We start from the raw sequence: 23,685 nt of genomic DNA, 5'->3' as shown, positions 1-23,685 counted from the left end.
ATTATCAATAAAACCACCCTAAAATTATTCTATTTTCGAAATAATAAGCCGGTAATCATCATTATACTAAAGCAATTGTTATGCATTGCATTACCCGTTATTTTTGATTAATAAGGCTGGTAAAAATGTCCTCAAACATTATCGGACAATACTTTTCGATATAAACTCACAACCTGTTTTACTTTCTCATCCCAAGAGAGTTGTTGTAGCAGTGTCTCACAATTCAGGGATAACTCTTCCAGTAAAGAACGATTGATATAAAACATATTTAAATGCTCTGCAAAGCCTGTGATTGATTTTTGAGGAGTAGTAAGTGGAATTTTTCGACCCACTGTCTCATTGATTATAGCCCCAAATCCACAAGTATCGAAACACAATACGGGTAAGCGATTACTGATAGCCTCTAAAATAACGTTAGGATTATCTTCATTTACGCTCGTAAAGAAAAAAAGTTGTGCTTCACGCATAGCATGTTGTACCACGGCATGCGGCTTATTACCATGCCATACTATTTGATCGGAGACATCCAAGTCCTCCGCAAGCTGTTTTGCTTCTCTTTCCTGCACTTCGTTTCCCTGACCATACACATTTAAAATAATTCGTTTATTGTTGGCTGCTGCCAATGCTTTCAGCGCCAATGTCAATTGTTTACGAAAATCGAACTTACCTACCCATATCGCTTTAAAATCTTCGTCGTAAAATCTCTTTGTGGATACTTCATTACTATTCACAGATAAACCTGTTTCAGAAATAAGTACAGAATCTCTTTTCTTGTATTTCTTAATGGCCTGGTATGAAACAGGGATAGAACTGATTAATAAATCGGCCCGTTTAAACGCCTTATTAACCCGAACATCATATTTCAACTGTAATACATTGATAATATTTTTGAGACGATTAAAGAGTTGTGTTTTTATTCCTGCTCCCTGAAGGTAAGCTACAGGAAATTGTTTCATACCTCCAATGGGACCCCACACAAATGGAATACCTTCTATTTTCCACAAGTATCCCGGTTCCCTGAAACCGATCATGTTTAATTGGTGCAGGACGTCTATTTTTTGTGTGGCAATAATCTCTCTAGCTATTTCAAGAGTTTTCTTTTGCCAATTTTTATAATGGGCATAGAATCTCCAATCTCCCTGATTCCTGGCCATCTCCCTTACCCTCTCAGGTACAGGATTATAATAGAAATGCATATTCTCACCCTGTGGTAAAGTCGTTAGGGTTGACTCAATTTTCTCTCGAAATTCTTCCTCTGTAATAATATGTACTTCACAGTGCTTCGCCAAGTGTGCACACATATTCCATCCAGTACCGGGTTCACTACCCCTATCCGGGCAACAGGCATAAGCGTTGATAACTATTTTCAGTTTTTCCATTTCTTACTTTATAATAATTCTTCGTTTGATTTTCATTAAGCGGACAACCACACCGGTTACCAGGATGAATAATATTACTGAAATTGAATCTCTATAGATAATAGCGCATCATCATCCTCTCGCCATCCAACTCTGTCTCTTCTCCGTAACCGAATCTACGGAGTATTTTAACGGAGTAGATATTTTCTTTCAGCATTATAGCATAGAGAGATTTCAAATTTAGTGATCTGGCATAATCGAATACATGATGCATCATTTCGATACCAATAGCCTTTCCCCAATACTGTTTTTCTCCAATATATCCCCAAATTTCACCGTCGGTAGCAGTGATGTGTTTAATACCGAATACGGCAATAGGATCATCGCCTCTCCATACGGAACGGATATAGTAATTATCTCTGTTCTGTATACTCTGGAACCATGTTTCCTGTGATTTCTCATCGAAATCCGGAGTAATCGTCAACTCTTTTATTTGAGGATCACTCAACCATTCCCTCGTCTTTTCCAACGTTCTACGATCAAATTCACGGAACTCTACATCAATAATTTTCCTGTATTCCATAACTTTTTTTTATTTAAACTGAATTTTTACTATTAAATATGATTGATTATTCCACAACAACTGTACTCTTTTCTCTATTCTGTTTTTTCTTGAACGGCTGCCATTTCAGGTAGGTACCCGATCGCCATAGCCACTCAAGCGGACCATACAGAAACCTTTTGACCCAATACTGACTAATGATAACCTGCAATGCATAGATTAGTAGTCCGAGGACAAAAAGCACTGCTGCTCCTTTAGTCCCGAATACAGATCCAAAACCCCACCCAGAAAAAAGAATGGCTCCTATTACATTTTGAATCTCATAATTGGTGAGCCCCATGCGACCATACGGCGTAAGAATATCCAGATATTTCCTGACGCCTTCAACCTGATAAAGAGAGATAAATCCCATCGCCCACATTCCTGACATGGAAACTGTACTGAGGTTATTCAAAGCAGACATTACAAGTGCTATAAGCGGAACTTCTCCTCCTTCCATCCTTACTTTCAACAAATCGACATGCTCTTGGGGCCCTATTAATTTGATTATCACTAAAAGAGCAAAAGTTGCCAGTAGAAACAGCAGAAATAATCTAACATTCCTTTTTTTCCGAATATTCACCTGTTCAAAGAAACGAAGTCTCCCTACAATAAATCCAAATATAAATAATGCCAAAACCAGATATCCGACATCACTATATAAGAATTGATATTTCAATTTATTAGAATTCTTAATGGTCAGGTTTTCTTTAGCGGTTTGAAAGAATGTTACACTTTCGATAGTATTGTCCGCAGGCAGTTGCTCCGAAACTACAGAAATCGCTGTTATGGCCGGTTGCCCGATCACTATATTGTCGAAACCAATTAAAAACAAACTGGGTACCCCTACTAACAACAAACTTACAATGAGCATCAACACCCAATTCCTTAACGGGAACAAAAAGACCAGTACAACTCCGAAAACAGCATAAATTGTCAGTATATCCACGTAAGTAAAACACATCCCGATCAATCCGATCACAAATAATAAGGCCATTCTCCACAAGAAGCGTCCGCGAAAATCAATTCCCTTTTTTGAGGCTCTATCCATTTGAATATAAAAGCTGAGACCAAAAAGGAAAGAGAAGATGCTAATAAATTTTCCTTTGATCATTCTGTCGGTAAACCATTGAATAACGGTATCCCACATAGTAGGAGATAACTGGTGTTGCACATTGGAAAAGAGATATCCAAAATGATCTAACATATGCATAAGAATTACCCCTAGCAATGCAAATCCTCTCAAAGCATCTATCACTGTCATTCTTTGAGAAGGAGTCGGGATGATTTTATTTTCTTTCATCATATATATAAATTTGTTATTGTTTCGGGGCAATTCTTACCTATCTACTTCACACGATCTATTCATTTTCCTCCTGATCCTGGAGGTACCAATGGTACATCCGACGGATACCCTCATCCAGTTCTACCTTATACTGCCATCCCAACGATTTTAGTTTTGAGACATCGGTTAATTTCCTCATCGTACCATCGGGTTTTGCCGGATTGAATTTAATTTTTCCGGTATACCCCACAATGTCGGCAGTAAGCAAAGCCAGATCCCTTATACTGATTTCCTTGCCGGTTCCAATATTGATATGGCAATTTCGAACTTCATCTTTCCCCTTTCTCAGATCTTCAAAATTCACATTTTCGAGGATAAAGACACAAGCATCGGCCAGATCTTCACTCCAGAGGAACTCCCTCATCGGTTTACCTGTACCCCATAATTCAAGATGGTTTGAAAATATCCCAATCTTATTCAAAGTAAAAACAAAATCATCGATAGTGCTTTTTCCATCTACACCATCCAGAGATCTTCGTCTCAGGTCTTTCTGTATGCCGCTCCAATTATTTTCTTTCATACATTTGGCCAAATGCATTTTTCGGATCAATGCCGGAAGCACATGGCTCTTCTCCAGATCAAAATTATCATTGGGGCCATATAAATTGGTCGGCATTACGGCAATATAATTGGTGCCGTATTGAATATTAAAACTTTCGCACATTTTAAGGCCAGCTATTTTGGCGATCGCGTAAGGTTCATTGGTATATTCGAGGGATGAAGTCAAAAGATCTTCTTCATTGATCGGCTGTGGAGCCTCTCTCGGATAGATACAACTGCTTCCAAGAAATAACAGTTTCCTTACTTTATACCGGAAGCTCTCTCCTATCACATTGTTCTGTATCTGAAGATTGCGATAGATAAAATCTGCCCGGTAGGTATTATTCGCCACAATCCCTCCCACATAAGCCGCCGCCAGTATCACGTAATCCGGCTTTTCTTTATCAAAAAAATCTCTCACGGCATCACTATCCATTAAGTCCAACTCACTGTGGCTACGACCTATAAGATTGTTATACCCCCGTGATTGAAGATTTTTCCAGATGGCAGAGCCTACAAGACCATTGTGCCCGGCAATATATATTTTACTATTCTCATTCATTGTCGATCGCATCTTTTGCTTTTAATTTTTTTACAAATTTCATATCATGTCTTACCATCAATCTTACCAGTTCTTCAAACGAGGTTTTACGGGGATTCCATCCCAATAAGGTCTTTGCTTTGGTAGGATCACCTAAGAGTAGTTCCACTTCAGCGGGACGGAAATACTTGGGATCTACCTCTACCAAAACTTTCCCGGTAAGAGTATCTATTCCCTTTTCATTCACGCCTTCATCTTCCCAACGCAGGTTGATACCGGCTTCAGCGAATGCATAAGTACAAAACTCACGGACGGTATGCATCTCTCCTGTAGCGATTACAAAATCTTCGGGTTTCTCATGTTGGAGCATCAGCCACATACACTCTACATAATCTTTGGCATAGCCCCAGTCTCTCAATGAATTCAGGTTACCGAGATAGAGTTTATCCTGTTCTCCTTGTGCAATACGGGCTACGGCAATGGTTATTTTTCTGGTAACAAAGGTTTCCCCCCTACGTTCACTTTCGTGGTTGAAGAGGATACCATTCACTGCAAACATGTTGTAAGACTCCCTGTAATTTTTAGTGATCCAAAATCCATATAGCTTTGCTACGCCATACGGGCTACGCGGATAGAAGGGAGTGGTTTCTTTCTGAGGTATTTCCTGTACCAATCCGTAAAGTTCTGAAGTTGATGCCTGATATATCTTGGTTTTCTGCTCCAGGCCAAGAATTCGGACTGCCTCCAACAGACGCAGCGTCCCTACGGCATCAGCCTCTGCAGTATATTCCGGCACATCGAAACTCACCTTTACATGACTCTGTGCCGCCAAATTGTAAATCTCATCCGGTTTTGTAGTTTGTATGATACGGATCAGGGAACTGGAATCAGTCATATCGGCATAATGAAGATTGACAAGCCTGTCCCTATGCATATCCCTCACCCACTCATCAAAATAGAGATGCTCAATACGTGCGGTGTTAAACGATGAAGAACGACGGATTATCCCATGTACTTCATACCCTTTTCCGATCAATAATTCGGCCAGAAACGATCCGTCCTGTCCTGTAATACCTGTTATCAGCGCTACTTTTGTCATATTATCTTTAATTATTAATTATTAATTTTTCATTATTAACTATTCATTTTTCACTTCTAAGATCTATCCTGCATTTTCATAAGCTTTATTACCAAATAATGTCAAGAAAATTATTTTGATATCCCAGAAAAAATTCCATTTTTCCAGATATTCCATATCGTATTCTACCCTTTTCTCCATTTTCCAGAGTTCGTCTGTCAATCCTCTGAATCCGTTCACCTGTGCCCATCCGGTTATTCCAGGTTTGACAAAATGGCGGACCTTATAATGTCTGATCAACTCTGAATATTGTTGGGTATGTTTTAACATGTGCGGACGGGGACCCACTACGGACATATTACCCAGCAGCACGTTAATAAATTGAGGTAATTCGTCGATATTGGTTTTTCTCATGAAACTGCCTATTGAGGTAATCCGTGAATCATTCACTTGTGCCTGTTTACTGTCGGAATCACTATTTACCGTCATTGTTCTGAATTTATAGCACATAAAAGTTTTATTGTTAATTCCCGTTCTTTGTTGCTTAAAGAATACAGGACCTTTTGAGTTGAGTTTGATCAATATCGCCATAATAGGGAATAGCCAGCTGAATACAAATAGAATAATAGCTCCGGAAAATAAGATGTCAAAAATACGTTTTTTTGTACGTAAAGTCAAACGATCCAGCGGAATTTCCTGAGGATTGAACATTTCAAAATATCGGGCTGACTCTTTTTTCTTACCTATATTATTAGGGTTATTCCAATACCCCTTCATAAGAATATACCGCACTCTGACTCCCGTTTCATTACATTTAGAGAGTAACGTTTGGGTATTTTCTTTCGTAAAATAGGCTGGATCACTTACAAAAAGCATATTTAATTTGTATTTTTCCGACAGAGTAGGTAATTCATCTAATTCACCCAACGTAGCAAAATCTGATTGAAGACGTTTGTTCGAAAGATATCCAGCCAGTTTAAACCCCAATGAAGGATTATCGATGAGCAATTTGCCCAATACCAGGTCTGAATTCCCTACCCCCAGGATAGCAACCCTATGATGTGCGTATCCTTTTTTATATCTGAATTGCTGAAACCTGTAGAGAAAATAAAAAACAACCACCTTCAAAACGTAAAAGAAAGCGGTATATTCCAACAGGAATCCTTTGTGATATCCGTCGGGAAGAAATAATTCCGCCAGCAGGAAGAGGATAGGAAGAAGAATAAGGAATCGTATACTAAACGATTTCACCCTTTCAGTATAACTGTCCGTGAAAAAATAATTCTGCCTTGAATACAAGATATAGGCTAACAATTCAGAAATGTTGGCATGCAGAATATAGAGGTTTCTCCCCGGAAGATCCATATAATTATACATCGGACTATTGTAAAACACCATGTAAACCGATATATTTAAAAGTAATAAATCGAAAAGAAGATAGAAGAATCTTACTCCTGAATGATCTGTATTCATATGCTGTGATTATAAAAAAAATACAATAATATTCAAAAAAAGGACTACACGCCCCATATCAAATAAGGACCAAAGAAAAAGTTCTTTCTTTAATCTTTTTTCGTCTTCACCGTTTCCGATTGTAAAGTGACAAGTGGTGATCTGTTAGAGCCAGTCTTGAATTTCTCCTTCAAAATCCCGGATACAAAGAGGGTGTTCCCTATCAAATATCTCCTCCACATACGCCGTGGTTCACGTACCAATCGGAAAAACCATTCCATCCCAGCCGAGATTATCCATACCGGTGCCCTTTGTACCGTACCGGCATAAAAATCAAATACGGCACCAATACAACAGATATGACCGGATTTCAATCGGTTGAAATGTTCATGCGCCCATTTTTCTTGCTTCGGAGCTGTCATCCCTACAAAAAGCACGTCCGGTTCCACTTCGTTCACCACATCAATCATTGCCCGATTATCTTCTTCTGTGAATTCAGGTTTATAGGGCGGAGAATAGCTATATACACGCAGCCCGGGAAAATCTTTCTTTACCTTCTCTTCGATAAGGTTCAAAGTAGTTTCTGAGCTTCCGAGAAAGAAGCATTTACCTCCCATACTGTGTACCCTTTGCATCTCATAACGGAACAGGTCGTCACCGGCTATCTTTCTTATTCTTTTCCCTTGTAACAACCGCACTGCCAGGACCACACTAATCCCATCTGGCAGTATCACATCACTGGCCCGTAACGCCTCTCGGAAAAGAGGATCTTTTTTAACTGTATTATATGAATGGGCGTTCAATGTGGTAATCAACTTTTTTGTATGGGTTATTTCCTGTAAGGACCCATTAAACAATTCAAATTCCTGTAGCATAACTTTGTGATCTTTAAAAACTTTAAAACAATACTATTGCCCGCATATACTGATTAATACCAGCTAAGGTGTCCAGGAAAGAGTATGGCGGAGCGATGCAATACAATTGTGGAGTTCTTTAAAGCGGACCAATCCGGCATTAGGTTCACCAGCGAGACCGGAAATACCCAGATCGAGAAAGCTGAATCCCATTTCTTTATAGTATTCGTAGAGATTCTTATATAAAAAGTTCATAGTTCCTAAATTTCTCTTTTCCATATCATCTCCCAAAAAAATACCTATGACTATTTTCTCATGCCCCCGGTAAAAAATTCCTGCTCCTATGCCATTACCGTTACTCTCCCTAACCAGGAAAAAATCCACTGGTACGATATGCTCCATTCCCAATAGATCATCGAAGGTCATATATATTTTACGACCCAATTGTTCACGGTTCTGTAAAATCACCTCATAAGCTTCTTTCTTCGATTCCATATCTGTCACCAGAGACCAGGTGAGACCGTGTTTAACTGCCTTACGACAATTTTGTGTAACCATATTTTTTGTCCATGTACCGTCAAAATTTTTCAGATCAGCCCAATGGGTGATATCCGGGTTTTCCATAGTAAAACCAAGCCTGATAAAGGCGTTCACCAATTTTGCATTCATATTGATTTGATAGAGATCAGGGGGTAAGGTGATTTGCACCGCTTTCAATCCCTGGCTGGCGATATAATCTTTCAGGTCTGAAATAAAATCGTGAACGATATTATAGAACAGATATTCATGTGAATAGTGAAATCCGCCGAATGGAGCTGAAAAAGGCGATTTTGCAACACCATCTTTTATGCCCAGAATCAATCCTATGGACGATTCATCATCTTTCATTAACCGAACCACTCTGTCGCATTTATTTTCTACATTAGCAATAAACCCATCATTAATAAAAATATGCGGATCAGTGCTAAAATGTCTTTTGTATTCTTCTCTTGATACTTCTACAATCATTTTATTGTAATTATTTAATAACGTCCTGTAATATAGATAGTAATCTTTGTTCAAAAATAGGGAGCGTAAAATATTTCTCATATTTTATCCTTCCGTTTATCCCCATTTGCTTGCTCAATAACGAGTCAAACATTAAAAGTTCAAGTCGATCTGCCAATGTCTCAGCGTCATCATAACGGGAAAGCAGAAAACCGGAGCTCCCTTCATCCACCATGTCAGGCATTCCCCCTTCCTTTGCAGTTATCACCGGCAAGCTATGCTGCATGGCTTCTAAAACTACCAATGGGAAACAATCATAACGCGAAGGCAATACAAAAACATTGGCCTGCTCAAAAGACATCTCTTTCAAACGGCCATACCGCTTTCCAAGATATTTTACCTGTTCTGTCAAACCTTTTTCCTGCACATATACATTAAACTGTTTCTCACTCACATCTCCTTCCCCACCTACAAAATCGCACTGGAAGGAATATCCTTTATCTTTCAGTATTGAACAGGCTTCAACCAGTACAAACACCCCTTTTTCTTCTATGAGATTCGAGAAAAAAAGAATATTAAAAGGCCTGTTTTCAGGTAAAGTAACAAGTGCAGCACTCGGCTCATAATCTTTAATACCATTAGGACAATAATAGACATGATCTTGTGACACGTATGCCTCTATGTCATAATAAAGATGTCTGGAAAGCAGGATAACATGTGTATTTTTGAATACAAACCGGTAAAGAATGTGATTCAATTTTTTCTTTTGCGCCTGTATTACCCCTTTATTATGAATATGATAAATGATTTTTACCCTAAAAAGGCGTAAAAGCCCTATCAGCAGTACATCCTTATAGAGTCCTGCACCAGTGGTTGTTAATGCGTAATAACAAAGATCCGGTTTACGATGTATCAGTTTACCCAGCAGATGTAGCCAAATTATTACAAAACGTACTATTTTCTTAGGATTAGTTTTACCACTTTCGTTCACTTTTCGCGAGAGTATCAGATTGATGTATCGCCCATGAAAAGAATCGTTGATAATACAACTATCTTTCACAAGTTCTCCCACAATGGACGAACCATGTACCGGAGGCGGCAAATGGAGCATAAAAAGAATATTTTTGCGTGTCTGACCCATAATATATTATTATATAATGTATTGAATTGATGTTTCTATCCTCTTGTTAATGATAATACTTTTCCCCATTCATGTAAAAAAGAGTGTCGTTGATCTTCCATTAAAGAAGGCTTATCTGTCAGTGAAATATCTCCAACAGGCTTTATAGATTCTATATACTGCTGAAATTTGTCAAGTGTATCAGTACTATCCAGAGGATTGAAGACGATGCCATTCTCAGGAGTGATCAGGCTGGATGCTCCGGCATAACAGGAACAGAAAACCTTCAAGCCAAATATCAAGGCTTCGTTCACAACCGCACCAAAAGGCTCCCACTTACTTGGCAATACGAATCCGGAGGCACAGGTATACCAGCCATAGAGCTCCTCTGAAAGATACTTACCCGGGAGAATGATCTTCTCTTCCAGCATTTTTTCTTTTATGGCAGCAATTATTTGCTCCCGTTCATCGCCATCTCCAACGAGCACAAGCCGGATATCATCACGAGATATAAGCCAGGGAGCTATAGTCTCGATGAACAGTGGTAAGGTTTTCTCTGGAATGAATCGCCCCACGAAAAGGATCGTTTTTTTCCCACTTAATCCGTACTCCCGAATATAATGGTTAGCAAAGGACTCAATTGTGGCAGCCTCTTTCCTCAATCGCTCCGGGAGTTGTAAGATAGGTGAAACAACCACTTTCTTTGCGTCCAGATTGAAGTGGTCCTGATAAAAACGGGCTACCTCTTTCGACATCACCACCATAAAATCAAGCTGTTTTACCGATTGGTTTCTAACCCTTTCTCTCATTTTGGATTGTACATGATTGCAGATAGCCAGACTATCGTCAACGGAAGTACCGATTTTTTGCTTAATGAGTCTCATCTTTTTTAATAGCATAAGATATTGGGTGGTGAGCGAGTACTCGAACCCCATCACGATATCGGGTTTACTTCGTCTTATTTTGTGCAGCATACCGAAACGGAAAAGACGTCTTCTAAAGAGTATCCCACGCAACAGAAAAGAATATTTGAAATTGGATGCTTCGCGCAACTTTTGCTGATCCATATTAAAATTCGACAAATAGACATCCTCCAGGAGAAACACCACCTCCAGGTCGAACAGTTCATTGAGTAAATTAAACTGGTCGATCCGGTATGGTGCAAGTGCGGGATGGAAAATCAACATTCGCGGTTTATTATATGTCGGCTCTTTTTTCATTTTAGCGGCTTAAGCATTATTTTTAACGCGATCCCATAAAAAAGGAAACAGGGTTTTCATCCATAGCATGACAAACGAATAGGGCACGAATAATGGAAAATGTTTTTTGATATAATACAGATACTCATTATAGGCCAATCCTTTCGGGCTCTTCAGGTAGGCAATCCGCTCCTTTAGAGAATATTGACTGCTTTTCCAGTTTTTCCTGTGATCGTTATCGCACACACCGCATATCCGGGGCGCAAGAAACAACGGTATTTTTTTTCTTGATGCATGGAAGGAGTAGTCGTAATCGGCAATGCCGTGGGTGAAACGATAATCGAAGATGCCGATTTCATCTACCACCTCTTTACTGACCCAAAGCACATTGGCATTGGTAATTTCACACTCTTGCGGCTGTTCTTCCGGGGCAAGCATATTCGACCTGACAACCAACAGATAATTGATTATTCTGGATGCACCATAGGTTACCTCTTCTGTTGTCTTATCAATCGTTGCACCAGAATAAATTCCCGATTTACCGGTTTCTGCAAGAGAATACGTTTCCGCATCCAATAGGTTGAGGAAAAAATCGGGATACAAATCCACATCATCGTTGATCAGTAAATAGGCATCATATGCCTTTTCCTCCATAGCTCTTTCCCATGCCAGACGCATTCCTCCCGCCCAAAACAGATTACCGTCGCCTCTTATCACCTCTACCTGAGGAAAGAGTTCTTTGACGGCATCACCCGTTCCATCTGTAGATCCGTCATCTGTCAAAAAGATATCCAACAGATACTCCGAGGGGATAGTTGCCCGGAATAAGGAGGAAAGACAAGAGATCGTCTTATCCTTCCTGTTGTGGCACGTTAGCAATACTGCTATATTCCGTTTTTTCATATCTATTCTTCTTATATATATATTGTTGCAGGCGTACATATCTTACATCGAATATACCACGTACCCAAATGATGACATCCTTATTGGACATACTCCTGAATGATTCGGAAAAACACAACCCGATCATCATCATCAGCATGAAATAGTTAAGACTGAACTCATTTACATCCTCTATCCATGAATAGAGCCAACGGAAAGCCACATAAATCCCGAGCATTTTGGCATAGATATTTCTGGATCGGTTGACAGCAAGGAACGACGATCTGAAAAAAATCAACGAGTAAAGTATTACCCCAACTATACCTGTCCAGGTAAATACATTGGCCAAGCCTATTTCGTTTGATAAGCGCTCATATCTCCCTGTCAATTCAGCCTCCCTCATGCCAAATGTATAAGAGTCGTTTCCGCGGGCCGGAGTACGCCCCAACAGCCAGTAATCGTTATTTACAGCAGATTCCAACACCTCTTCATATAGGAAAGTACGGGTATCCTCCATAACATTCTGTTCCACAACCTGACCGTCTCCACCTACGCCGGAAGCATGGATCTCACCCTTCATATAATCCTGAATATGGAAAATATTGAAAGTGCCGGTGACACCCAGTACAAAGAATAGCAAAGGGAGTATGAACAGAGTAAGACGGGCCCCTTCCATCATTTTCAATGATATTCTTTTACGGAAATAATAGAGTAAGAGGACAAAAAACGGTACTCCGAATTTTATTACGTTACTACGGGCATTCAAATCCACCAACATGACTGTTAATGAGATAAACAGCAAAAGTATTTTTTGGCGCTTGGTAAGTGCCGGGAAAAACAATACCAGAAAGCTGATCGGTATCAGATAAAAACCAAAAGCATCCATTCTGATAATCAATGCAACTATCAGAAATAGAGGCAATCCATATTTTATAAAAAATGAAAGTAAAGACTGTACCACCATTTTATTGGTTGACGAAAATATCACAACCGGTAAGAGCAATGCCATTGCGTTACCGATTAATCCTTTCCAGTCCCAGTAAATTTCGGCAGCAAATATTCCGCGTATGATGCAAACCAGATTCCATAATAGATAGATCCATACAATCAACATATTCTCCTCGTTTCTTTTATCAAAGAAATAGCGCTTGGAAAGAAGAAAGAGTGCCAATATTAGAAAAGATATAGCCCACCACACAGTCGTATTATTCAATAGGGCAGCCATAGGCACTCCCGGTTTCATAAAAGGTAATACCGAGTTAATTGCAAACAATATAATCGTTACAGGAATAATATGACTGATAATTTGTTTATTTACCGTATTCATTGTATTCATTGGAATTCAACTAAAAAAACGTTAATTATTTTGACTATGCTTATTAACAATATCTTCGTATGCTCTCATATACTGTTGTACTGACTCCTCTATATCATGTCGTCTTTCCGCAATCGAACGTGCCTTTTTACTGATGTTTAATGCCAGTTCCTCATCTGAGAACAACCGATCGATTTGATATGCCATCATTACGAAATCTCCAGAAGGAAAAAAAAGTCCGCTGGAGTCATCTTCTACAATAGACATTACTCCTCCTACAGGGGCCGATACAGAGGGAGTACCAATCATCATTGCTTCTCCCAATGAATTCGGGCTATTTTCCTGAAAAGAAGGCAACACAAACACATGCGCTTTACGGTACTCATTAGCCATTTCCTCGGCATTCAGATTTTTCAGGAGTACCACATTTTCTTCCAGTCCCCATCTGACTATCTCTTTTTTTAAATAGACACTATAATCTTCTGAAATCAAAAAATCTACCCATTTCGGTGCATTTATCCTCATCGATGAGAGCGGAGCAACAATCTTAATATCAGGATATTTTTGCTTCAATAGACCTGCCGCCTTCACAAGTACATGAAACCCTTTTAGGGCATAGGCACAGGAAGAAATGAATATCCTGTGTTTCTCACATTGTTCTATATCCCAATATGTTTTATAAAAAGGGGCACGCAATAACTCTTCGCCGTGATAATAGAATGCTTCCGGACTATACATATTTACATAGGCTTTATCCCACAGCGTACGGCCAATGAAATATCGATTGATCCCGAAAATCTCTTTTTCAATAGCCGGATACTTTTTCCACCTCCTGAATGCGCCATTTACTCCACCCCGGCCCAGCCTGTTCTTAATGGAACGATACTTTCTTACATCAGTATCGGCCACACTATAATTCATAAAGCTAAGCCATGGAGAGATTATCCCCTCCAAGGAGCAGACAATAGGTATTGATCTATCCACATATTTACGTAACAAACCGAAATTATACTCGGTACCATGTACATGAATGATATCGGGTCTAAAATCATTTATTGCTCGTATATAACTATCTGATAACTCTTTTTTTATTTCCGTTCTGTTTCCTTCCTTATTAATAGGGACAGTGTAATATACTATACGATCTATCTCTTTTTTTTGCTCTTCTCCATCGATCACGGGTGTAATCATTCCCAATTCAACACCCGGTTGTTTATGGAGATTATAGAACAGAGGAGCTATCCATGATCCACCTTTGGTGGGTTTTCCTTTCACATGAGGAAAGAAAACATCCAAAATATTGACTGTAATCCATAAAATACGCATAACTATCTTCCTTCTTTAAATCAATAAGTTTTCACACCGCTCATTCTCAAATACCAGTAATAGAGACTGAGTTTCCTTAAATATGCCACTCCTTTGCGGCCGTTAAATCCTTTATATTTGAATCTTAACCAATTTTCATAATAGACAGACAAATCAAGAGGATTGAAAATATTCAGATGCTGAGTCTGATACTTTTTGAAAATTCTGTAAGCTTCTTTTTCTCTGATATCATCCACCTTTACACTTCTGGATATGGAACTAGGGTATATCCTGTATTCAACGGTGGGTTTATTCATATAATGTAATTTGACACCTTGAGCCATTACATTGAGTACAGCCGTCATATCGTCATATATTCTGAATTCTTCATCGCAATAACCCGACATTTCCCATATCTCTTTTTTACAGAAAAAAGTAGGTGTATTCAAAAAAACCGGCCATCGTGAATAGTTCTTTAACTGCTTCTTAGCCGAGGGGAGATTTGCAAAAAAAATCACCCCATCATTAATCACCTTATCTCTTATCAATACACTATTTTCATCAATTTCACGCACATCAGAGATGATAAAAGAGGCATCCGGAAATCGTGAGGCATATTCAAAATTGTCTGCAATACAATTTCCCATGAGTTTATCGTCCCCTGAAAGCATTTTAACCCAATCTCCGGTTGCCGCCCGTAACCCCCTGTTAATGTTGGAAGGAATCCCGGTATTCCGCGGTACGGTAATTAATTTTGTTGTAAAAAAATGACTTTTATTCGCTCCTATCCAGTCTGAACAAAGCTGAACGGTACAATCTGTAGAAGCATCATCGGATACTATCAGTTCAATATTCTTCCACGTCTGCGCTTTTACGCTTTCCAATGTCTCAATCACAAATTTAGAACTGTTATAAGTGATAACGACTACCGAGACCAATGGGGTATTTGTTGTATTCATAAATAATTATTTTTATACGATTGTATCCAAAGCACAATGCCGGTTTTTAGTAATTAAAATTGTCATTGCAATCTTTCAGTTTTAATAGCTCTTTACTCCGTTGAACTGCATATACCAATAATAAAGGCTGAGTTTTCTCAAATAAGATATTCCTTTACGACCCATAAATCCCTTATACTTAAATACTAACCAACTTTCATAATAGATTGACAAATCAAGAGGATTAAAAATACTCAGATTCTGATTCCGGTATTTTTTGAAAATCCTATAAGCTTCTTTTTCCCTGATATCATTCACCTTTTCACTTCTTGAAATAGAATTCGGATATATCCGGTATTCAACGGTTGGCTTATTCATATAATATAATTTGACACCTTTGCTCAATATCCTGAATACGGCTGTTGTATCGTCATAGATTTTGAGTTCTTCATCGCAGTAACCCGATATCTTCCATATCTCTCTTTTACAAAAAAAAGCAGGAGTATTCAGAAAAACCGGCCATCGTGAATAGTTTTTTAGTTGTTTCTTAGCTGAGGGGAGATTTGCAAAAAAAATCAAGCCGTCATTGATCACATTATCCCTTATCAGCACACTATTTTCATCAATTTCACGTAAATCAGAAGTGATAAAAGAAGCTTCAGGAAATCGACGGGCATATTCAAGATTATCAGCAATACAATTCTCCATGAGGTTATCGTCTCCGGAGAACGTTTTAATCCACTCCCCGGTCGCCGCCCGTAACCCCCTGTTGTTATTGGAAGGTATCCCGGTATTCTGTGCTACGGTAATAAATTTCGTCGCAGAAAAATGACTTCTATTAGCTTCTATCCAGTCTAAACAAAGCTGAACGGTATGATCTGTAGAACCATCATCAGTTACTATCAGTTCAATATTCTTCCATGTCTGCGCTTTTACGCTTTCCAAGGTTTCTATTATAAATTTAGCACTGTTATAGGTCATAACAACTACCGAAACCAGAGGTGTATCTGTTGTGATCATAAATAATTATTTTTTATACGACTATTTTAATTATGCCGGTTTCTTACTTTTTGGATTATAGTTTGAATAATTTCTTTTATGCCGATTCTTCGTTCCAGTTCTCTAAATGAATACCAAACGGAAATAGCAATCAATACTATTCCCAGAAAATAGGAATAAGGCTGTTTCATCAGATTCATAAGAACAAAAGTGAGTAAGGCCAGTGTGAATTGAACCAGAAAAATGGTTATGAATGAGGAATAGAACGAAAAATGATATTTCACCTTGGCTATGACAAATACTTGTACGAGATAGACCATAAACGAGAGAAGAAAAGAAATTCCCAATCCGGTCAATCCTCCCAAATAGTATCCCAACATATTAAAAATCAATGTGTAGATACTAGCGGAGAACTCATTCCAAAAATAGAGTTTTCCGGCACCTTTCGCCAGAAACACAAATGCGATGGACCAACTTACAGCCTTGAAAAAAATACCCAAAGCTGCCCAATGGAGCATGCCGGTAATTACTAAAAATTGTCTGGAATATAGCAGGACTACTGCCCAGTCCACAAAAACAAGGAAAAGCATGAGAATCGGGGCCAGGATAAGTAATGCTATCTCCGCTTGCTGATTGATATTATCTTTGCATTGCTGATTATTGTCTGCGACAACTGATAACCGGGGATAGTAATCGGTGCCCATCGCCGTGAAGACCATCCCCACATAGGTGTTGATGATAGCAAACCCGGCATTATAAAAACCCACGTCTTCTACATGACCAGTATGATTGATAAATATACGAAGTAGATAGTCCACAAACAGGATTATCATCGCACTCATACTAATCATAAATCCCATCACCATCATACTTTTACCTTTGATAATAGTATCTGACATGGAAAGTTTTATTTTCTCCGTCTTGACCTTTCGGGCAAAATACCGCGAAAAAAAGAAGGTCATAAACGAGGTGATGATAATAACAGGTACAATTCCCTTAACACCGAATTTATAATAGAGAGGAATAGTTATGATCAGTCCCGACAGACTACCATATACATTGGCTTTTGCCAAATGTTGCAGCTTACGCACCCCTTGTAGTACCACCAGTTCTCCAATATTCAACTGACTAAAAAGTAATGTAATGGAAATCCAGACAAAAGCCACTGTATATTCCTTGTTCCCAAATGTAAACTCACTCAGCCAGGGAGAGAACGCCAAGGTCAATAAAGCACCCAACAGTCCTGTGAACCATACCAAGCGGCGTACAACATAAACAACCATGCTGATACGATCTTTATCGCCGGAAGCATTTGCCTCTGTAACATTTTTTACTCCACTTGTGCCAAGGCCAAAACCGGTAAGCCCCGCAATCAAACTGGTAGTAGAGGCAAGCAATCCGACAATCCCCATACCGGTCGGTCCCAGCAGTATCGCTACAAATTTGGAACGTACCACAGAGATTAATATCTGGAAAACCTGTACTCCTCCAAATAGGGAGGTGGCTTTCATAATTTGCCGGTATGAATCTTTTTGTTCTGTCATTTTTTATTTCACTATTTCAACGAAAATTATTGACTGCGTTTACTACTGACTTAACTTCTTCATCGGTCATTACCTGACTAATCGGTAAAGTCAATACTTCGTCATGAATTTTCTCCGTAATCGGCAATGAGAGATCATTCCAATCGCTGTATGCTTTTTGTTTGTGAGGAGGGATCGGATAATGAATCAGTGTTTGTATTCCGTTGTCCTGCAAAAACTGTTGCAAATCATCACGTCTCACTGAACGAATGACAAAGAGATGAAACACATGTGCATCCCAGTCATTTATCACCGGCAAAATAATTTGAGGATTGGTAATATGTTTCAGATAGTATTTTGCAATCTCTTTGCGGCGACTATTATCTTCATCAAGACATGCAAGTTTTACACCCAGAATAGCAGCCTGTATTTCATCAAGACGACTATTATATCCCTGGTATTCGAAAACATACTTTATCTTTGACCCATAATTGGCCAGTGTTCTCACCTTTTCAGCCAATAACGGGTCATTGGTCGTAATAGCTCCCCCATCACCAAGAGCACCAAGATTTTTCCCAGGATAAAAACTATGTCCGGCAGCATCTCCCAATGAACCGGTTGTTTGACCATTCAACCTGCAGCCGACTGCCTGAGCATTGTCCTCTATTAATTTTAAATGGTATTGCTTACATAACGCTTCCACCTTTTCTGTATATGCACATTGTCCGTACAGATGTACAATCATGATGGCTTTGGTTCTGGGACCGATTGCCGATTCAATTTTTGCATCATCGATCTGATAAGTTTCTATATCGGGTTCAACCAGTACAGGTACGAGCCTGTTATCGGTGATAGCTATGATAGAAGCGATAAAAGTATTGGCAGGAACGATAATTTCATCTCCTTCCTGCATGACTCCCATCTCAATATAAGCACGTAAGATAATCCGCAAAGCATCCAATCCGTTGGCAACACCTATGCAATGATTGACACCAATATAATCGGCATAGTTTTTTTCAAATATTTCAGTTTCTTTTCCCAGAAGATACCATCCGGAATCTATAACACGCCGGGCTACCTCATGAATTTCCGCAGCATATCTCTGTGTCACTTTCTGTAAATCAAGAATTTTTACTTGTTCCATTTATAGAATTATTTTTTATACTCTTTAAATTCATCATAATCTCTTATATAGTCTTCCTCTGAATACTCTGTCGATGCTAATACGAGACAGACAGAACCGGAAGAGAAATTATCCAGTTCTCTCCAAATACCGGGTACCACCAACAAACCTCTGTATGGCCTGTTGATAGTGAAAGTCCTTCTCGATTCGCCGTCATCCACAGTAACATCAAAACTACCACTGGCTGCCACGATAAACTGCTGTAATTCTTTATGTGCATGTCCACCTCTGGATTCACCGCCAGGAACATCATAGAGGTAATAAACACGCTTAACATCAAAAGGAACTGTACTACCATTTTCTACTACACTGATATTTCCTTTTTCATTATGATGCTTGTCTATCTCCAGCATGGAGCAATCATAAATATTTGTCTTCTTCATACGACTTTTTCTTTTTTATAACTTTGCGTCTTTTACCAATTTTGTAAAGAGCGAGTAATCATAAATATAATCTTCGGGATCGAATCGGACTGAAGCTAACACAAGCGCCAAGGCATTGGTGGAGAAATTTTGCATCTGGCGCCATACTCCTTTAGGTACGTATAAACCGTAATATGAACGGTTCAAAGAATATGTTCTTCGTACCATTCCATTGTCCAAGCTGACATCAAAACTTCCTGACAGGGCCACGATAAATTCCTGATTCTGTCTGTAAGCATGTCCGCCACGCACCTCTCCGCCCGGAACATCATAGATCCAGTAAGTACGCTCAATCTTGAACGGGATATGATTAATACCTTCAATAAAAGAGAGATTCCCCCTTCTATCGAAATTTTTGGGAAGTTGAATGATATCTTTTTCGTTGACTTTCATTTTGCTGTGCATTTTAAATATGTTATCATATATTTATCCTCACTGAGAAGCGTAACCGGACTATTTCAGATATAGAGAACCAACCGGCTACAAACCTATCAGTTAGGAATAACCATATCCGTATTTTTTATAAAGACCATATCTATATTCTACCGCATTCAGATTTACAGCGTTGAGTATGAAATACATCTTCTTGAGTCTGTTTTCCTGAAAATACCTGTCTGCTTCCTCCACAAATTTTTTCGGCGTAAATCCGGCACGGGTCACAAACAGGTTCACATCCGCAATACGATTCAATAAAAATCCATCGGACACCATCCCTACCGGCGCCGTATCAATTATGATGAAATCATATTCTGCTTTTAACTCTTTAATAAGTTCATCCAATGCCGGTTTCGCCAACAATTCGTTCGGATTTGGCGGAATAGATCCAGCGGTAATGACAGATAGATTAGAATGCAATCCGGAAGGTTTTATCAACTCCTTCTTGTCCTGATAACCAGACAGGTAAAGTGTAATACCTTGCTTACTATCAATACCCAGTTGCTTGGCAAGTTTGGGTTTTCTTATATCGAGCTCAACCAACAACACTTTTTTATCGAGTAGAGCCAGACTCATTGCCAGGTTAAGAGAGACAAACGATTTTCCTTCGCCACTGATACTCGAGAGCATATTGATTACCTTCTTATCTTTACCGTCTATCACAAACAGAAGATTGGCGCGCAGAAGTCTCAGCATTTCATTGAAACTATCGTTATTGTCCTCTTTTATTATGACTGGCTGCGTTTGAACGGCCTTCGGTATTTCTCCCAACAACGGGATAGAAGAGATTTTTTCCAATTCTTCTTTGGTATCCAGTTGGTAACGAAGTAAGTCTCTTATTTTAATAGCTATTACCGGCAGTATCAGTCCAAGACCGAAAAAGAAAAGTAAAACGAACATTTTTTTCGGCCAGACGACGCCCTTCACACGAATATTGTCAACTAATTTAGAATTAGGTTCTACGGCTGTCATATTCATGTAACGTTCCTCCTTTTTCTGAAGGAGATAGAGAAACAGATCCTCCTTGATGTTCTGCTGGCGTTTAATATCCGAGAAGGCCCTTTCCTGCTGCGGAATTGCCCTAATTTTGGCATTGTTTCGCGAATATTCGGTGTTGATATCCTTCAATTGTATTTCCAGATTGTTTTTTTCGCTTTGTAGGCCGGAAATCACGGAACTAAATGTAGATTCCAGTTGATTATTCAGATCTATCATTGATTGATTGCTACTGGAAGCGATTCGTGCCAGTTTGTTTCGTTGTAGCACTAAATCATTGTAGGTAGTGATTTGAGAGTTCAATATCACGCTTTGGATGCCTGAGTTAGCAGGAATAAGCTGACTATGACCACTTTTCTGTTGTACAAAGCTTAGGAGGCTCGAGACAATACTGTATTGGGATTCAAGGTCCATCCTCCGCTGGCTGACCCCCGCCAATTGCGAATTATACAGATCAGCCTGAGATGAAATGTTGGTCAATCCTTGTGATTGCCTGAACTCCTGCGCCTGATCCTCCACACTACCGAGCTCATTACTCAGATTAGCAAGATGTGTATCTATAATCTTCGAGGTTTTCTCAGCTAATTCCAGTTGGTCCTTAATTCCACGCTCGTTGTATGCATCAATATACTCTTTCAGAAAATCCTGTCCCAATGACATATTATAAGCTGTCAAAGTGATATCTGCCACCGATGACATTTTCGATGTTAATTTTATATTTAATGAACCCAAAAATCCATCAGCCACAGACATCGGATGATGTATCTGAACCTTGATCCACATATCCTTTTTAGGTTTTGTTTTTCCTTTTGAGAGTTGGAGCTCTCCAAAAGGTAACTGCACTATAGTATCATTCGATGCCGCTTTGATCTCATAATTGTCACCTCTGAACTTACCTGTGAAGAGATAATTACCATCGGGATAAGCTACCATATCAAAGGCTATACCTTGTGTCATGGCATTCAATTTATCTTTCGAAACCCTTATCGTAACAGGCAGTTCATCTCCATACAGCACAGCAGTTTTTCGCTTCGGAAAATTTCGGTGAATCCTATCTAAACCGAAAAGAGATTTCATTTCAGTGTACGAGACATAGAGATCGAGTTTCCTTACCACATTCTCTGCGACCAATGATTTTTTCATGATCTCCACTTCATTATCCACATTATTCCTTCTGGTGACCACTCCCATATCCCGTACGATATTCAGCTCTGTGGTTCCTCCTTTCTGATCATCCTTAAACAGGATGGATGTGGAAATCTCATATTTCGGCAACGAAAAATAGATATAAGTTACAGCTATGGCAAGTGATACGATAATAGACAGTAAAAACCACTTCCAATAGGAAAGATATTTCATCAATATGGCCATCACATCAATTTTCTTTTCTGATAGCGCAATAAATTCTTCTTCGACTTCCAAATATTTGTTCATAACAGTTCTCCTGAAAGGTGTATCTAATAATAATTGCTCAATGAGTCCGTGTCAATCCGAGAATAGTAGCACCCAATGTAGCCACAGAAATCAATATCGATAAGGTAGATATGCGAAAGTTCTCCGCAGCCCCATATCTCGACGAATTGGCTCTTGATTGATTCGGTTCTACATATATCACATCATTCTGCTCCAGGAAGAAAGCAGGAGAATCGAATAATTTTTTATCATTCAGATTTACTGTATAAATAATCTTTTCCCCATTTTCACTCTCGCGCAGGACCTTTATATTGTCGCGACGCCCATATATGGTTAAATCCCCAGCCATGGCTAACCCTTCAAACAGAGTCATCCGGCCATTGGTCGATACAAACGTACCAGGTCGGAGAACCTCTCCCAACACATTCACCGAATAATTCAATATTCTTACGGTAATGATGGGCAATTCTTCTGTGAAGAAAGGCTTCAGAGCTTCCCCTATCTGCTTTTCCAGTTCTTTTGTACTCAATCCTTTCACTTTTAGCGTACCTAACTCAGGGAAATTGATATTTCCATCATTATCCACCAGATAATTTTGCAATGTAGGCTGGGATTGGATGCTGTTCATTGTAGCATCGATCTGCGGCATGATAAGATTATATCTTCTCGAAGCTGCCGGTTCACTGCTTACTACGGTAATGGCAAGGAGGTCTTTGGGTTTAATACGGGCATCATACATTTTGCTGTTCAGCGAGGTTTGCCCCTGGTCTGCTTGCTGGAAATAAGAGATATCTTTCACCTGCACACACGAAACTGTAATGCAAGTAAGTACCAGCAGATAAAAACTTTTTCTCATTTTTCTTGTACTTTCTTTTGAAGTAATTGCATAATTCGGCCATATTGCAGTAAAAAAAGGACAGAAATTATGCAAAAACTATAAACTGTGATTTCTAATTTTATTCACAATGACAAAATTTCATTGTGTGCACCGCTAATTTTCTTAACTAAATTAGTTAAGTGCAGCAAAGATATGCTGCTATGGAGTTGTTTGTATCAAAAAATTCCTTACATAACATTACATTTGGGACAGAAAAGATCATAAAAACGTTTGTAGCATTTTCTTTCCGTATTTTTATTTTTTTTAAATCGTATTGTTTTGTGGATTTTTTCCCCGAAAATATCTTTTCAATTTTACTATT

21 protein-coding genes are annotated in these 23,685 nt (G+C 39.0%); all 21 read right to left on the bottom strand.

Features of this window, described 5'->3' with window-relative positions; translation table 11 throughout:
* Positions 1-131: 131 nt before the first annotated feature.
* A complete protein-coding gene (locus VB073_RS06470) occupies positions 132-1,379 on the bottom strand; it encodes a glycosyltransferase (protein ID WP_323403338.1) in 1,248 nt (415 codons plus the stop codon).
* Positions 1,380-1,470: 91 nt separating this feature from the next.
* A complete protein-coding gene (locus VB073_RS06465; RefSeq protein WP_323403337.1) occupies positions 1,471-1,941 on the bottom strand; it encodes a GNAT family N-acetyltransferase in 471 nt (156 codons plus the stop codon).
* 46 nt (positions 1,942-1,987) lie between these two features.
* Positions 1,988-3,265 carry a DUF418 domain-containing protein gene (locus tag VB073_RS06460; protein WP_323403336.1) on the bottom strand — a complete coding sequence of 426 codons (1,278 nt, stop codon included), beginning with the start codon at positions 3,263-3,265 and terminating at the stop codon, positions 1,988-1,990.
* Positions 3,266-3,320: 55 nt separating this feature from the next.
* Positions 3,321-4,406: a GDP-L-fucose synthase gene (locus tag VB073_RS06455; RefSeq protein ID WP_323403335.1), complete on the bottom strand. Its 1,086-nt coding sequence runs from the start codon at positions 4,404-4,406 to the stop codon at positions 3,321-3,323.
* Positions 4,399-5,484, bottom strand: coding sequence for a GDP-mannose 4,6-dehydratase (gmd, locus tag VB073_RS06450; protein ID WP_323403334.1), 1,086 nt, complete (start codon positions 5,482-5,484; stop codon positions 4,399-4,401). The genes VB073_RS06455 and gmd overlap by 8 nt, the downstream gene beginning before the upstream one ends.
* A 63-nt stretch (positions 5,485-5,547) precedes the next feature.
* Complete coding sequence (locus VB073_RS06445; RefSeq protein ID WP_323403333.1) at positions 5,548-6,936, bottom strand: exopolysaccharide biosynthesis polyprenyl glycosylphosphotransferase; 1,389 nt, start codon at positions 6,934-6,936, stop codon at positions 5,548-5,550.
* A gap of 89 nt (positions 6,937-7,025) precedes the next feature.
* The gene (locus tag VB073_RS06440; RefSeq protein WP_323403332.1) at positions 7,026-7,790 is read right to left on the bottom strand and encodes a WecB/TagA/CpsF family glycosyltransferase; all 765 of its coding nucleotides are present in this window, start codon (positions 7,788-7,790) and stop codon (positions 7,026-7,028) included.
* Between the two features lie 63 nt (positions 7,791-7,853).
* Positions 7,854-8,777, bottom strand: a complete 924-nt coding sequence (locus VB073_RS06435) for a hypothetical protein (protein ID WP_323403331.1) — start codon at positions 8,775-8,777, stop codon at positions 7,854-7,856.
* Positions 8,778-8,787: 10 nt separating this feature from the next.
* The gene (locus VB073_RS06430) at positions 8,788-9,867 is read right to left on the bottom strand and encodes a glycosyltransferase family 4 protein (RefSeq protein ID WP_323403330.1); all 1,080 of its coding nucleotides are present in this window, start codon (positions 9,865-9,867) and stop codon (positions 8,788-8,790) included.
* Between the two features lie 65 nt (positions 9,868-9,932).
* On the bottom strand, positions 9,933-11,096 hold the full coding sequence (locus VB073_RS06425) for a glycosyltransferase (RefSeq protein WP_323403329.1): 1,164 nt from the start codon (positions 11,094-11,096) through the stop codon (positions 9,933-9,935).
* Between the two features lie 9 nt (positions 11,097-11,105).
* Complete coding sequence (locus tag VB073_RS06420; protein WP_323403328.1) at positions 11,106-11,978, bottom strand: glycosyltransferase family 2 protein; 873 nt, start codon at positions 11,976-11,978, stop codon at positions 11,106-11,108.
* On the bottom strand, positions 11,926-13,284 hold the full coding sequence (locus VB073_RS06415; RefSeq protein WP_323403327.1) for a hypothetical protein: 1,359 nt from the start codon (positions 13,282-13,284) through the stop codon (positions 11,926-11,928). The genes VB073_RS06420 and VB073_RS06415 overlap by 53 nt, the downstream gene beginning before the upstream one ends.
* A 30-nt stretch (positions 13,285-13,314) precedes the next feature.
* A complete protein-coding gene (locus tag VB073_RS06410) occupies positions 13,315-14,598 on the bottom strand; it encodes a glycosyltransferase family 4 protein (protein ID WP_323403326.1) in 1,284 nt (427 codons plus the stop codon).
* Positions 14,599-14,618: 20 nt separating this feature from the next.
* A complete protein-coding gene (locus tag VB073_RS06405) occupies positions 14,619-15,536 on the bottom strand; it encodes a glycosyltransferase (protein ID WP_323403325.1) in 918 nt (305 codons plus the stop codon).
* Positions 15,537-15,617: 81 nt separating this feature from the next.
* Positions 15,618-16,535, bottom strand: coding sequence for a glycosyltransferase (locus VB073_RS06400; RefSeq protein ID WP_323403324.1), 918 nt, complete (start codon positions 16,533-16,535; stop codon positions 15,618-15,620).
* Positions 16,536-16,561: 26 nt separating this feature from the next.
* A complete protein-coding gene (locus tag VB073_RS06395; protein WP_323403323.1) occupies positions 16,562-18,058 on the bottom strand; it encodes an O-antigen translocase in 1,497 nt (498 codons plus the stop codon).
* A gap of 16 nt (positions 18,059-18,074) precedes the next feature.
* Positions 18,075-19,181, bottom strand: a complete 1,107-nt coding sequence (locus VB073_RS06390) for a DegT/DnrJ/EryC1/StrS family aminotransferase (protein WP_323403322.1) — start codon at positions 19,179-19,181, stop codon at positions 18,075-18,077.
* 8 nt (positions 19,182-19,189) lie between these two features.
* Positions 19,190-19,603, bottom strand: coding sequence for an FdtA/QdtA family cupin domain-containing protein (locus VB073_RS06385; protein ID WP_323403321.1), 414 nt, complete (start codon positions 19,601-19,603; stop codon positions 19,190-19,192).
* Positions 19,604-19,618: 15 nt separating this feature from the next.
* Complete coding sequence (locus tag VB073_RS06380; RefSeq protein ID WP_323403320.1) at positions 19,619-20,035, bottom strand: FdtA/QdtA family cupin domain-containing protein; 417 nt, start codon at positions 20,033-20,035, stop codon at positions 19,619-19,621.
* Positions 20,036-20,137: 102 nt separating this feature from the next.
* Entirely contained in the window at positions 20,138-22,507 is a 2,370-nt protein-coding gene (locus VB073_RS06375) for an exopolysaccharide transport family protein (RefSeq protein WP_323403319.1), read from the bottom strand.
* 37 nt (positions 22,508-22,544) lie between these two features.
* Entirely contained in the window at positions 22,545-23,342 is a 798-nt protein-coding gene (locus VB073_RS06370) for a polysaccharide biosynthesis/export family protein (RefSeq protein WP_323403318.1), read from the bottom strand.
* Positions 23,343-23,685 lie beyond the last annotated feature (343 nt).

Origin of the sequence: Proteiniphilum sp., from assembly GCF_034927365.1 — a bacterium.
Lineage (GTDB): Bacteria > Bacteroidota > Bacteroidia > Bacteroidales > Dysgonomonadaceae > Proteiniphilum.
Note: the sequence above shows the minus strand (reverse complement) of the source record. Positions and strands in the feature narration are given on the sequence as shown.